This is a genomic window from Klebsiella sp. M5al (assembly GCF_002090195.1).
GTDB classification, from domain to species: domain Bacteria; phylum Pseudomonadota; class Gammaproteobacteria; order Enterobacterales; family Enterobacteriaceae; genus Klebsiella; species Klebsiella grimontii.
On record NZ_CP020657.1, the window covers coordinates 2,777,953 to 2,791,379 of the forward strand.

13 protein-coding genes are annotated in these 13,427 nt (G+C 56.4%); 8 read left to right on the forward strand and 5 right to left on the reverse strand.

Going from position 1 to position 13,427, the window contains the following annotated elements; all coding sequences use genetic code 11:
• Nucleotides 1-17: 17 nt before the first annotated feature.
• Nucleotides 18-998 (reverse strand): YdcK family protein, encoded by a 981-nt coding sequence (gene ydcK, locus BWI76_RS13320; protein WP_004138962.1) that lies wholly within the window; start codon nt 996-998, stop codon nt 18-20.
• A 110-nt stretch (nt 999-1,108) separates the two neighbouring features.
• Here ydcK and tehA point away from each other — a divergent pair, with 110 nt between their 5' ends.
• Together tehA and tehB are read left to right on the forward strand one after the other, a co-directional pair.
• Nucleotides 1,109-2,107, forward strand: coding sequence for a dicarboxylate transporter/tellurite-resistance protein TehA (tehA, locus tag BWI76_RS13325; RefSeq protein ID WP_064371732.1), 999 nt, complete (start codon nt 1,109-1,111; stop codon nt 2,105-2,107).
• A gap of 2 nt (nt 2,108-2,109) precedes the next feature.
• Entirely contained in the window at nt 2,110-2,706 is a 597-nt protein-coding gene (gene tehB / locus BWI76_RS13330; protein WP_004138955.1) for a tellurite resistance methyltransferase TehB, read from the forward strand.
• On the opposite strand, the gene pepT is transcribed toward tehB, so the two are convergent.
• Entirely contained in the window at nt 2,703-3,932 is a 1,230-nt protein-coding gene (pepT, locus tag BWI76_RS13335) for a peptidase T (RefSeq protein WP_004138953.1), read from the reverse strand. The genes tehB and pepT overlap by 4 nt on opposite strands.
• Nucleotides 3,933-4,045: 113 nt before the next feature.
• On the opposite strand from pepT, the gene BWI76_RS13340 reads away from it, so the two are divergent.
• Both BWI76_RS13340 and BWI76_RS13345 read left to right on the forward strand, forming a co-directional pair.
• Nucleotides 4,046-5,638, forward strand: a complete 1,593-nt coding sequence (locus BWI76_RS13340) for an ABC transporter substrate-binding protein (protein ID WP_064371733.1) — start codon at nt 4,046-4,048, stop codon at nt 5,636-5,638.
• A 138-nt stretch (nt 5,639-5,776) separates the two neighbouring features.
• Nucleotides 5,777-6,445, forward strand: a complete 669-nt coding sequence (locus BWI76_RS13345; RefSeq protein ID WP_024358276.1) for a DUF3313 domain-containing protein — start codon at nt 5,777-5,779, stop codon at nt 6,443-6,445.
• An 88-nt stretch (nt 6,446-6,533) separates the two neighbouring features.
• Here the strand turns inward: BWI76_RS13345 and BWI76_RS13350 are convergent, their stop codons facing one another.
• On the reverse strand, nt 6,534-7,442 hold the full coding sequence (locus tag BWI76_RS13350) for a DMT family transporter (protein WP_004138947.1): 909 nt from the start codon (nt 7,440-7,442) through the stop codon (nt 6,534-6,536).
• Between the two features lie 183 nt (nt 7,443-7,625).
• On the opposite strand from BWI76_RS13350, the gene BWI76_RS13355 reads away from it, so the two are divergent.
• A complete protein-coding gene (locus BWI76_RS13355) occupies nt 7,626-8,492 on the forward strand; it encodes a helix-turn-helix domain-containing protein (RefSeq protein ID WP_064371734.1) in 867 nt (288 codons plus the stop codon).
• On the opposite strand, the gene BWI76_RS13360 is transcribed toward BWI76_RS13355, so the two are convergent.
• Nucleotides 8,472-9,638: a benzoate/H(+) symporter BenE family transporter gene (locus BWI76_RS13360; RefSeq protein ID WP_064371735.1), complete on the reverse strand. Its 1,167-nt coding sequence runs from the start codon at nt 9,636-9,638 to the stop codon at nt 8,472-8,474. The genes BWI76_RS13355 and BWI76_RS13360 overlap by 21 nt on opposite strands.
• 192 nt (nt 9,639-9,830) lie before the next feature.
• On the opposite strand from BWI76_RS13360, the gene BWI76_RS13365 reads away from it, so the two are divergent.
• The 3 genes from BWI76_RS13365 (at nt 9,831) to BWI76_RS13375 (ending at nt 13,100) form a co-directional block, all read left to right on the forward strand.
• Nucleotides 9,831-10,256, forward strand: a complete 426-nt coding sequence (locus BWI76_RS13365; protein WP_004138943.1) for a GNAT family N-acetyltransferase — start codon at nt 9,831-9,833, stop codon at nt 10,254-10,256.
• Nucleotides 10,257-10,350: 94 nt separating this feature from the next.
• Nucleotides 10,351-10,887 carry a helix-turn-helix domain-containing protein gene (locus BWI76_RS13370; protein WP_004138941.1) on the forward strand — a complete coding sequence of 179 codons (537 nt, stop codon included), beginning with the start codon at nt 10,351-10,353 and terminating at the stop codon, nt 10,885-10,887.
• A gap of 248 nt (nt 10,888-11,135) precedes the next feature.
• Nucleotides 11,136-13,100, forward strand: a complete 1,965-nt coding sequence (locus BWI76_RS13375) for a peptidase U32 family protein (protein WP_049090339.1) — start codon at nt 11,136-11,138, stop codon at nt 13,098-13,100.
• Between the two features lie 11 nt (nt 13,101-13,111).
• On the opposite strand, the gene BWI76_RS13380 is transcribed toward BWI76_RS13375, so the two are convergent.
• On the reverse strand, nt 13,112-13,345 hold the full coding sequence (locus tag BWI76_RS13380; RefSeq protein ID WP_004138937.1) for a DUF2554 family protein: 234 nt from the start codon (nt 13,343-13,345) through the stop codon (nt 13,112-13,114).
• Between the last annotated feature and the right edge of the window lie 82 nt (nt 13,346-13,427).

Consider the following 13,427-nt stretch of genomic DNA (forward strand, 5'->3'; position numbering starts at 1 on the left):
GCATAATAAACCACGCGTTAAAGAAAGCCGACGATGGGCGTGCGGGTAAAATGCTCGTCGCCGTTTATCACTTTCTCCCCGCGGATATAAATGGCGTCGCCCGCGCTGGCCTCAATTCGCGCCCGATCGCCGATCGTCACCTGATGTTCAATCACCACATCGCCGCAAATGACCGCATGGCCTTCAATTAACACGCTATCGTCAAGCAGGATCGGCCCGCCGCGCAGGTGCGCATGCCCGCCGACCATCACCCGATGCTTCAGCAGGCAATTTCCTTCGACCACCGCGTGCTCAGCCACCTGTGAACTGTAGCGCAGGGTGGGGATGGCGTCCTCTTCACGACCGGCGATAATCTTCGCGTTCCCGTATACCCTGGCGTTATCGCAGACCCAGACGTCGTTCTCATCGTTGCCTTCCAGCCGCGCCTGGTCGAAGATTTCCGCCCGATGCTCAACAAACGCGTGTTCGACAAAGGCGTCGCCGTAAATTTGCGCCTGGTGAACGATTCGCGATGCGCTGACCGTCGCCCGCTGATAAATGCGCAGGATTTTATCATTGTCGGCGGTCAGGCCTCGGGCGGCGATAATATGACAATGGGGGAGGATGCGCGCATTGTCGGCCAGGTGACAATAACCGCGAATCTGCGAATGCGAAGCGGTGACGTTGTCACTTAATCGCGCACAGTGGCTAACGTGTACGCTATCCAGTCGGGCATTATCGCTAACGATCGCCCCCATGCTGATAATGCACTCGCCGGTTAAGCGCGCGTTGCCCTCGATTTTCGCACCGGCAAAAACGGCGCTATTGGCGTCATAAATCCAGCACTCGCCGTCGTGGCTCAGGGCGGCCTCATCATCGATCCAGCCGCCTTCGTCGCCGGTTTTCACATCGGCGAAATCTCGCAAGGCGACAATTTGCCGCAGATTTACGCTATGTTTAATGCCGTCTGTCTGGTAGTGAAACGGGCGAACCTGTTCGCTGAGGGAATATTTGCGCATCGGTCTTACTCATTACATATGGTTAACATAAACATAGCAAAAAACGCCGTAGCGCGTTTTTGAAGGTTCTTTTAGAATGCAACTTAAGATAAATTGAAAGTTTAAACAAAATGAATAAAAAGCAGGGCGCGAGCCGGGTGCTGAATCTTCCGGCGGGCTATTTTGGTATGGTTCTGGGTCTTATCGGCATGGGCTTCGCCTGGCGCTACGCCAGCACGATCTGGCCGGTGAGCCGGATCGTCGGCGACGGTCTGGTGGTCGCGGCGACGGTTGTCTGGGTGCTGCTGGCGCTGGCGTTTATCGGCCGGGCAGTCCGTTTCCCGCACAGCGTACTACAGGAGATGCGCCATCCGGTCGCCAGCAGTTTTGTCAGCCTGTTTCCGGCCACCACGATGCTGGTCGCTATCGGTTTCGTACCCTGGCTGCGTCCGCTGTCTCTGGTGTTATTCAGCATTGGCGTAGTATTGCAACTGAGCTACGCGGCCTGGCAGAGCGCCGGGCTATGGCGGGGGAGCCATCCCAACGAGGCGACCACCCCGGGCCTCTATCTGCCGACGGTGGCAAACAACTTTATCAGCGCTATGGCCTGCGGCGCGCTGGGCTTTACCGACGCCGGGCTGGTGTTTCTCGGCGCCGGCTTATTCTCCTGGCTTAGCCTTGAACCGGTGATTCTGCAACGCCTGCGCAGCGACGGCGAACTGCCGATGGCCATGCGCACCTCGCTCGGCATTCAGCTGGCTCCGGCGCTGGTGGCGTGCAGCGCCTGGTTGAGCGTGAACGGCGGCGAGGCGGATACCTTTGCTAAGCTGCTGTTCGGCTATGGTCTGCTCCAGCTGCTGTTTATGCTGCGTCTGATGCCGTGGTACCTGCGCCAGCCGTTTAACGCCTCGTTCTGGAGCTTCTCGTTCGGCGTTTCCGCGCTGGCGACCACCGGCCTGCATCTCGGTCATCAGCATCCGGACGGCTTTTTCCACATCCTCGCGCTCCCGCTGTTTCTCTTTACCAATCTGATCGTTGGGCTGCTGCTGATTCGTACCTTCCTGCTGCTGATGCGCGGTAAACTGCTGATTCGCGTCGAACGCGACACGTTATTAAAAAACAAGGATTAACCATGACTCTTCGCGACGAAAATTACTTCACCGACAAATACGGAATGACCCGCACCCACTCCGAGGTGCTGCACGCCGCCACGCTGATCGCGCCGGGCAAGGCGCTGGATCTGGGCTGCGGCAACGGGCGCAATAGCCTCTACCTGGCGGCCAACGGGTTTGACGTTACCGCGTGGGATAAAAATCCGGCCAGCATCAGCAATCTTGAACGTATTCGTCAGGCGGAAGGGCTGGAGAATCTGCGGACGGCGATTAAGGACCTTAACGCCCTCAGCTTTGACGGCGAGTATGACTTTATTCTTTCGACCGTGGTGATGATGTTCCTGGAAGCGAAGACTATACCGGGTCTGATTGCCAACATGCAGCGCTGCACCCGTCCCGGCGGCTACAATCTGATTGTTGCGGCTATGGATACCGACGATTTTCCGTGCACCGTTGGTTTCCCGTTCGCGTTTAAACCGGAAGAGCTGCGCAACTATTATGCAGGCTGGGCGTTGCTCAAATATAACGAAGACGTCGGTGAACTCCACCGCACCGACGCCAGCGGTAAGCGTATTAAGCTGCGTTTCGCCACGATGCTGGCGCGCAAGCCGGCTTAACGCGCCGCTAACAGGCAGAGCTGTAGCGCGGTCTGATAAGAGGCCTCAAAGGCGCGCAGCGGCAGAAACTCAAATTTTGAGTGGAAGTTGTGCGCGCCGGTAAAGAAATTGGGCGTTAATATGCCTTTTGCCGACAGGGCCGCGCCGTCGGTGCCGCCGCGCATCGGCGTCGGTTTTGGCGTGATGCCCAAGCTTTCCATCGCTTCAAATAGCAGGTCAATCGCGCGGCGGTCTTCGCCAACGGCGTTGCTGATATTGCTGTAAATATCGCTCACCTGGTATTCCACATTGCCCGTGGGATACTGCGCGGCGATTTTCTGCGCCACCTCGCCAATCTGCTGCTTACGGCGAGTAAAGCTTTCAAGGTCGAAATCGCGAATGCTGGCCTGCAGCAGGGTGCTGTTCTGATCGCCCTGGATGCCGTTAAACCACACGTAGCCCTCACGTCCGGCGGTATGCTCCGGCGTTTGCTGGCGATCGAAATGGCTCATGTAATCGGTGGCCATCAGCAGCGGATTCACCAGCACCCCTTTTGACGACATCGGGTGGGCGGTCACGCCGGTAAAGCGAATTTCCGCGGCGGCGGCGTTAAAGTTCTCATAGACGATCTCCCCGAGCTCGCAGCAGTCGATGGTCCAGGCAAAATCGACGGCAAAACGCGAGAGATCCAGCGCTTTTGCACCGCGCAGGCCCACTTCCTCATCCGGCACAAACGCCACCACGATATCGCCGTGGCGGTGCTCTGGCGTCAGGTTCTCCAGTACCGTCATCACTACCGTCACGGCGGATTTGTTATCCGCCCCGAGCACGCTGGTACCGTCGCTAAAAATGATCTCTTCATCGGGATAAGCGAGGATTTCGGGATGCTCAGCGACGCGCAGCCAGATCTCTTTTTCTCTGTTCAAACAGAGGTCTTCACCAGTAAAACGCAGGATTTGTGGATGAATATCCGGCGACAGCCCGACGTCAACGGTATCGATATGGGTAATAAAGCCAATCCGCGGCGCGTCTGCGACATTGCCTCTTTTCACCGCCGTGACGGTAGCGTGCTCGTCGATCACAATCTCATCCAGCCCCAGCTGGCGTAGCTCATCCGCAAGGGCCCGCGCCATCGCGTGTTGCCCGGCGGTGGTGGGCAAAGTCGCGGCTCGCGGGTCGCTTTGGCTGGTGATCGCCAGGTAGCGAAAGAAGCGTTGGGTTAATTGACTGGCCAGGGCTGATGACATAGTGATTCCTTCTTTATTCGAGTTTTCAGGTGTTTGCAATCAGTCTTTAGTGTTATGTATGGAAGGGAAAACAACAAGCTATTCATTAGCTGACAAATTAAAAAGGAAAACCTATGCAACGCAGATTCACGACGCTTGCTCTGGCGTTAGCGGCCCTGACGGCCAGCTCGGCCATTAGCGCAAAAACGCTGGTCTACTGTTCAGAAGGGTCGCCGGAAAATTTTAACCCTCAACTCTACACCTCCGGGACCAGCGTGGACGCCAGCGCGGTGCCCGTTTATAACCGGCTGGTCGATTTTAAAGCCGGCACCACGGAACTGGTGCCGAGCCTCGCCGAAAGCTGGGAAGTCAGCGAAGATGGCAAAGTTTATATTTTCCATTTACGCAAAGGCGTTAAATTCCAGAGCAATAAATATTTTAAACCCAGCCGAGATTTTAATGCCGATGACGTTATTTTTTCGTTTATGCGGCAAAAGGATCCTCAACACCCTTATCACAATATCTCCAGCGGTAATTATTCTAATTTTGAGAGCCTGGAATTTGGCCAGTTAATTACCGCAATTGATAAGCCCGATGAATATACGGTGCGTTTCACGTTGGCCCATGCCGAAGCGCCATTTGTCGCCGATCTTGCCTGGTATTTCGCCTCTATTTTATCAGCGGAATATGCCGATGCGATGTTAAAAGCCGGTACGCCAGAGCGCGTGGATATGGATCCGATTGGCACCGGTCCTTTCAAACTCGCTCAATATCAAAAAGATTCCCGTATTCTTTTCACCGCGTTCCCGGAATACTGGCAGGGGAAGGCGCATATCGATCGTCTCATCTTTAGTATCACGCCGGATGCCTCGGTACGTTACGCCAAACTGGAGAAAAATGAGTGTCAGGTGATGCCGTTCCCCAATCCGGCCGATCTGCCGCGAATGAAAGAGAACAAGGCGATCAACCTGATGAGCAAAGCGGGCCTTAACACCGGCTTTCTTGCTTTTAACACCCAAAAAGCGCCGCTGGACAACGTTAAGGTGCGCCAGGCCTTAGCGATGGCGATTAATAAACCGGCGATCATTGAAGCGGTGTTCCACGGTACCGGTACGGCGGCGAAAAACCTGCTGCCGCCGGGCGTATGGAGCGCGAATAGCCAGCTTAAGGATTATGAATACGACCCGCAGAAGGCCAAAGCGCTGCTGGCGGAGTCGGGCGTTGCGGGGCCAATTAGCATCGATCTGTGGGCAATGCCGGTGCAGCGGCCCTATAATCCGAACGCCAAACGTATGGCCGAGATGATTCAGGCCGACTGGGCGAAAATCGGCGTGCAAACTAAAATCACAACCTATGAGTGGGGTGAATACTTAAAGCGGGTGAAGGATGGCGAACATCAGGCGGCGCTGATGGGCTGGACCACCGCCACCGGTGACCCGGATAACTTCTTTGGCCCATTATTTACCTGCCAGTCGGCGAATGGCGGGTCTAACTCGGCAAAATGGTGCTATCAGCCGTTTGATAAAATTATTGCCGAAGCAAAATCGATAACCGATCGCCAAAAACGCGAAGCGCTCTATCTTCAGGCGCAGCAGATGATGCATGACCAGATGCCGGCCGTGATGATTGCCCACTCAACAATATTCGAACCGGTACGTAAAAACGTCTCCGGTTATGAAATTGATCCCTTTGGCAAGCATATTTTTTATCAGGTTGATATTAAATAAACAGCTAAAGACAACCCGCCAGCAACGGCGGGTTTATTTTATTGTGCTACTTGACGTAGCACCACTTTTGCCACAAAACTTACCCCTGTTATTTGCTATAACTCTTACCAAAAATGGTATTCACAGGGATTAACCTATATGCGAACTCAGTTATTTTTTAAAGTCGCCGCGCTCGCTGGCCTGTTAGCATTGGCCGGCTGCTCATCAAAAATCGCTAAGCCGGAACAATATTCGGGATTTTTAAAAGATTACTCTAACTTAAAAGAAACCACCTCGGCGTCCGGCAAACCGGAACTGCGCTGGATTTCTCCGGATTACAATCCGAGCAACTATGACAACGTTGTTTATAATCCAATCACCTACTACCCGGTACCGAAACCGACCACTCAGGTGGGCGAGAAGGCGCTCAGCGACATCCTGAATTACACCAATAAAGAGATGAAACAGGCGATTTCCGAGCGTAAACCGCTGGCCACCACCGCAGGTAAGCGCAGCCTGATCTTCCGCGGCGCCATCACCGGCGTGGATTCCAGCAAAGAAGGCCTGCAGTTCTACGAAGTGATCCCGGTCGCGATGATTATCGCCGGTACCCAGGCGGCTACCGGTCACCGTACTATGGATACCAACCTGTACTTCGAAGGTGAACTGATTGATGCGGCGACCAAAAAGCCGGTCATCAAAGTGGTCCGTAAAGGCGAAGGTAAAAACTTGTCCAACGAAAATACGCCGCTCACCGTCGAGACGCTGAAGCAGGTGATTGACGATATGGCGATTGACGCGGTGAAATTCGATCCGAATAACCGCTAAGCAAGGGTCGTCGTCAAGTAAAGGCGCTATTCGTTGATAGCGCCTTTTTTATTGGCTTACCCTCAGCCTCAACGCAGCGTCCACGCCGTTACGAGCGAACCTGGGCCGGCCTGCGACGTAGCAGCCACTGCTCCGGACGCGCAAACATCACCAGATTTCCCACCAGGATCAGCGCCAGCCCGGCCACGGCGTTACTATGCCAGACGTAGCCTTCATAAAAGGTGGAAATCGTCAGGGCGACGAGCGGAAACAGCAGGGTGCTGTATGCCGCTTTCCCTGCGCCGATGCGCCCCACCAGGGTGAAGTAGGCGCCAAAAGCTATCACCGAGCCAAAAACGGCCAGATACAGTAGCGCTCCCATATAGCTCAGCGTCCACTGCGGGGCAAAATTATCACCGCGTATCAGGGCGATAGCGCCCATGACCAGGGTGCCGTAAAGCATGGCCCAGCTGTTGGTGGTCAAGGTCTCCAGGCCGCGGCGCTGGTGGCGGATGCTGAGCATATTGCCGAGTGAAAAGCCATAGGTTCCCAGCGCGCTGAGGGCGATACCCAGCAGCAGCGAGGCGTTCAGGCCGCTGGCCCATAAATCATCCCAGAATAGCGTCACGATCCCCGCCAGGCCCAGCGCGGCGGCCAGCCAGAAACGGCCAGGAGGCTGCTGGCGATAGAAGAGAAAGCTGTTGATCGCGTTAAACAGCACCGCCATAGAGAAGATCACCGACTCAAGGCCGGTATTGATATACGCGGCGGCGGTATAGAAACACCAGAAATTAAAACAGAAGACGCAGCAGCCCTGCAGCAGACAGAAGACATGGTCGCGCGCGGCCAACGGGCGCAGGCGGCGGGTAACCAGCAAAATGGTCAGCATCGCGACGCTGGCGACGGCAAAACGCCAGAAAATGGACACCGGCGCGGCAACCGGCCCCTGCTGTAAAAAGATAGCAATCCATGTCGTGCCCCAGATAACCACGACCAACCCGTAGAGTAATGCGTTCAAAATGTCTCTCCTGTGAGTGTTGTCGCGATCATTCTGCGGCCTGGCACCGCGCGGCGCTGTCATCTGCTTGTTGCCGACTTGCAAATTCTTGCGCTTATTTTTAGCCAGCGGCGGGGGAATGCTGGTATCTGCCAGCGACTCTTCATAGACTAGAGATCTGCGGAATCAGAAGTGTGAAGGGCTATGGCTTACGGGACTTTCGAAACATTGCGTCAAAAAAATGCCGTGCTGCGCGAGACGGTGAAGCTCAACTCCGGTATTCAGCTGGCGGCATGGTATAACAATCTTGATACTATTACGGTACAAAGCGACCACCATACCCTGAGCCTGTATATTGCCGATGGCTACGAAAGTTACCAAAAAACGCCCCACGGCTGGAAAAACGGCGGCGGGCCGGACCGTTTCTGCCTGATGCCAAAAGGCGATGAGAGCACCTGGGATATCCGCGGCGATCTCTCTTTTGTACATCTTTACTGCACCGATGAACACCTGCGCCGGGTAGGCGAGCAGATTTGGGATCGCAGCCCGGCCTCGTTCACGCTGCAGGAAAAAACGTTCTCCAGCGATGACAAAATCACCGCTGTCTATCGCCAGTTTCTTCTCGACAACGACTGGCAGCAGCAGGCGAATCAGCTGACGTTGAGTTCGGCCAGCACGCTGCTGCTCACTCACCTGATTCAGCACTATTCGAACGTCCAGTGGCGTCTACCGACGGTGACCGGCGGGCTGGCGCCGCACGTCTTGCGCAATCTGCTGGCATGGATTGAGGAGCATCTGGATCGGCCGCTCACTCTCGCCGATCTGGCGCAGGAAGCGGCGCTGAGCGAATACCATTTTGCGCGGATGTTTCGCCAGTCGATGAAGATGGCGCCGCATCAGTACGTGATGCAGCGCCGGATGGTGAAAGCGCAGGAGTTGATTTACTGCAGCCAGATGTCGTTAACCGATATTGCGATGGCCTGCGGGTTTAGTACGGCCAGCCACTTTAGTAACCGGGTGAAAAGCGCCACCGGCCTGACGCCATCGCAGCTACGCGCGGCGCAGCGTTGAGAGCAAAACGTAGCTGACGCCGCCGAGAGCCAGTCCCCAAAATGCAGAACCGACACCGCCCAGCGTCACGCCGCTGGCGGTGACCAGAAAAGTCACCACCGCCGCATCGCGCTCACTCTCCTGATTCAACGCCTGAAACAGACTGCCGCTGATGGTACCGAGCAGCGCCAGCCCGGCAAGCATCTGGATCCACGCCATCGGCAGCGCCGACATCAGCGAGGTGATAGAGCCGCCAAATATCCCCGCCAACAGGTAAAAAACGCCCGCCGCCGCTGCCGCGAGCCAGCGCTTTTGCGGGTCCGGATGGGCTTCCGGGCTCTGGCAAATCGCAGCCGTTATCGCGGCGATGCAGATCGAGTAGACGCCAAAGGGCGACAGCAGCAGCGCCAGGCCGCCGGTGGCGACAATCAGCGGCGAAACCGGGACCCGGTAGCCCGAGGCCTGAAGGGTGGCGAATCCGGGGGCGTTTTGCGACGCCATGGTGACGAGGAAAAAAGGCACGCCGACGCTGAGCAACAGCGCTGGCGTAAATTCAGGCGCAATCCAGGACGGAGCGACGAAGCTGAAAGCTATTTGTGACGTTGTCACTTCTCCGCTAAACCCGGCTACCGCGCCACCTGCCAGCAGGGCGGCCACCACCGCGAAGCGGGGAAGCCAGACTTTGCATAGCAGCCAGACGGCGAACATACTGCCGCAGAGCAGCAAATTTCCCTGCAGGCTGGCGAAAGCCTGCATGCCGAAGCGCAGCAAAATCCCGGCCAGCATCGCCGCCGCCAGCGAATGAGGGATGATTTTCATTAGCCTGGCAAAGATGCCGGTGATGCCGCAAAGCACGATTAAGGCGTTGGCAAAAATAAAGACGCCAACCGCCTGGGAGAGTGTGACCCCCTGCAGGCCGGTGACCAGCAGCGCGGCGCCTGGCGTCGACCACGCGGTCAGGATGGGCCCCTTCCGCCACAGGGTGAGCGCCAGCGTACTGACGCCCATCCCCAGGCCTAAGGCGGTCATCCAGCCCGCGATTTGCGAAGCATCGGCGCCCGCCGCCGCCGCGGCCTGCCAGATGATCGCCGCGGAGCTGGCGTAGCCGACCAGTACGGCAACGAAGCCGGCCAGCAGGGTCGAGAAAGGGAGAGTAAAAGAGCGCATGGTTGTGCCTTGTGCGTTATAACGGTCGATATAATTTAGCATTGTGCGCTATAGCGCACAACCGGCTTTGTTTGGGTTCTGCGCTGGGGACGGCGGGGTGGGACAGAACAAGCGAGGCTATCCGATCTTGACATTACCGAGCGAAACGCAATAGATATCTCTGCCAATCAATCACCAGGGAAACAAGCCACCATGGTTACGACCAGAACAGCGAAGGAGGTCGATGCGCCCGGCCTGCTCGTGCTTTTTCAACAGCTCGGCTATTCGGTAGATTTAGACAACCTGCAATCCTCATTACGGGAATATAATCCCTGCCGCTACGCGTTGATTGCCGAGGTAAAAGAACGCTTATCCGGGGTGATTGTGGTGAACCTGATTGAACCGATGCATGAAAAAGGACGCTGGGGGCTAATTTCGGCGCTGGTGATTGATGAGTCGTGCCGGGGCATGGGAGTGGGGCGAATATTACTGGCTGAAGCCGAACGGATCGCTGCCGCCAGCGGTTGTAGCCAAATTGAACTCTCCAGCAGCGAACGACGAGAACAGGCGCATAAGTTTTATCAGAACAACGGCTATAAAGAAGTCAGAAAACGCTTTTTAAAATCGCTTATCTCATGAAAGCCAGAAGGGTTGTGAAAACGCCTACTCGGTTAGCCCCTGTAGAATCAGACGAATGCGCGTATAATTCCCGCAGAGATGATTGGGAGGTTGAATGGATATTGCGCAACACCTGTCGGCAACGTTAAAAACGCAGCGTCAGCTGCGCGGCTGGAGCCTGTCGCGCCTGGCGGAAGAGACCGGCGTGTCGAAGGCGATGCTGGGCCAGATTGAACGCAACGAATCGAGTCCGACGGTGGCGACGTTATGGAAAATCGCCACCGGGCTTAACGTGCCGTTTTCCGCCTTTATCGTTGCCGATGACGCCGCCGAACCGACGGCTTTTGATCCCCAGCAGCAGGCCATGGTGGTGACGCCGCTCTTCCCGTGGGACCCGGTGCTGCGTTTCGACCACTTCTCCATTACCCTTGCCCCCGGCGCGCTGAGCGAGTCAACGCCGCATGAGCAAGGGGTTATCGAACATGTGGTGGTGATTAGCGGCGTGCTGGATCTTTGCCTGCAGGGGGCGTGGCTGACGCTGCAGCCCGGCGAAGGGCGGCGCTTCGCCGGCGATTTAGCGCACGCCTATCGCAATAGCGGGGCGCAGACCGCCCATTTCCATTCGCTGATCCACTATCCGAAAGAGAAATAAAAAAGCCGCGAGCAAACTCGCGGCCAGGCAAATGACTGAGACAGCAAATCACAACGTGACGAGGAAAATCCGGAATACGTGATGACTCTATCCTCAGGCGCTTTTTCTGGGAAATATCTTTTCCTTCAATGCTTTGCTAAAAACTGAAAATTCCTCCCGCCGCGGCGATGGAAAATGTTTTGGTCTGTGCCCAGTTCTGACTACAATAGCCGCCATTTCGACCCCCTATAATGGATAACGACGAGCGTATGCGCCTGCAAAACCATCATCTTGAACTACTGAGTCCCGCCCGCGATGCCGGGATCGCCCGTGAAGCGATTTTACACGGCGCGGATGCGGTCTATATCGGCGGGCCGGGCTTTGGCGCTCGCCACAACGCCAGCAATAGCCTGAGCGATATCGCCGGCCTGGTGCCGTTTGCCCATCGCTACGGCGCGAAGGTGTTCGTGACCCTGAACACTATTCTTCATGATGATGAACTGGAACCGGCGCAGCGCCTGATAACCGACCTGTATGAAACCGGCGTGGACGCGCTGATTGTCCAGGACATGGGGGTGATGGAGCTGGATATTCCGCCGATAGAGCTGCACGCCAGCACCCAGTGCGATATCCGCAGCGTCGAGAAAGCGAAGTTTCTCTCTGACGTCGGCTTCAGCCAAATCGTGCTTGCCCGCGAGCTGAATCTTCAGCAGATCAAAGCGATTTACGATAATACCGACGCGACCATTGAATTCTTTATCCACGGCGCGCTGTGCGTGGCCTATTCCGGGCAGTGCAATATTTCCCATGCCCAGACCGGGCGCAGCGCCAACCGCGGCGACTGCTCGCAGGCCTGCCGTCTGCCCTATACCCTGAAAGATGACCAGGGCCGCGTGGTGGCGTACGAAAAGCATCTGCTGTCGATGAAGGACAACGATCAGACCGCCAACCTGGCCGCGCTGATCGATGCCGGGGTGCGCTCCTTCAAGATTGAAGGCCGCTACAAAGATATGAGCTATGTGAAGAACATCACCGCGCACTATCGCCAGATGCTCGACGCCATTATTGACGATCGCGGCGACCTGGCCCGCGCCTCGTCGGGGCGGACCGAACACTTCTTTGTCCCGTCGACGGACAAGACCTTCCATCGCGGCAGCACCGACTATTTTGTCAATGCGCGCAAAGGCGACATTGGGGCTTTTGATTCACCGAAGTTTATTGGCCTGCCGGTGGGTGAAGTCCTGAAAGTCGGCAAAGATTTTCTCGACGTTGAGGTGAGCGAAGCGCTGACCAACGGCGATGGCCTGAACGTGATGATTAAACGTGAAATCGTCGGCTTTCGCGCCAATACGGTGGAGAAAACCGGCGAAAATCGCTATCGCGTATGGCCGAATGAGATGCCCGCGGATTTATACAAAGTGCGTCCGCACCAGCCGTTAAACCGCAACCTCGATCATAACTGGCAGCAGGCGCTGCTGAAAACCTCCAGCGAGCGCCGCATCGCCGTCGATATCGAGCTGAGCGGCTGGCAGGAGCAGCTGGTCCTGACGATGACCAGCGAAGAGGGCGTCAGCGTCACCCACACGCTGGACGGCGAGTTTGCCGAGGCGACCCAGGCGGAGAAAGCGCTGGCGAACCTGCGCGATGGCGTGGCGAAGCTTGGCCAGACCCTTTACTATTCGCGCAACGTCGAGATTAACCTGCCGGGCGCGCTGTTTGTGCCAAACAGCCTGCTCAACCAGCTGCGCCGTGAAACGGCTGAAATGCTCGATGATGCCCGTCTGAAGGCCGTGGCGCGCGGCAGCCGCAAGCCGGTTTCCGTTCCGCCGCCGGTCTATCCGGAAACGCATCTGTCGTTTCTGGCTAACGTTTACAACCACAAAGCGCGCGAGTTTTATCAACGTTACGGCGTACAGCTGATCGACGCCGCCTATGAAGCCCACGAAGAGAAGGGCGATGTGCCGGTGATGATTACCAAGCACTGCCTGCGCTTTGCCTTCAACCTGTGTCCGAAACAGGCCAAAGGCTCGATAAAGAGCTGGAAAGCGACGCCGATGCAGCTTATCCACGGTGATGAAGTGCTGACGCTGAAGTTCGATTGCCGGCCGTGCGAAATGCACGTGGTCGGTAAGATAAAAAATCATATTCTGAAAATGCCGCTGCCGGGCAGTATCGTGGCGTCCGTGAGCCCCGATGAGCTGATGAAAACGCTGCCGAAACGCAAGGGCGCCTGATAACGAAATCGCTACTGGTAGTGATGCATTTTCGGTTTTCGCGCATTCTGCCAGCGGTGATGTTCGCGCAGGTCGGAGGCGGCTTCTTCCGCCTGGCTGCGCAGTTCATCGCTATCGGCTTCGTGCTGTAACTGCTGTTCGAGACTCTGTACCGGGAAGAAATCGTGCCCTTGTTTGCGGGCCAGCACGTGCCCGGAAAACAGGGCGCACACCAGCAGTAACGTCGAAACGCTTCTCCTGAACATCTCTTTTTCCATGCTATCGGCGAATGGGGTTACTATGCCCGGAATGGGTTGAGTTTATCTCTGCGGTTATCAAAGAAGAGAA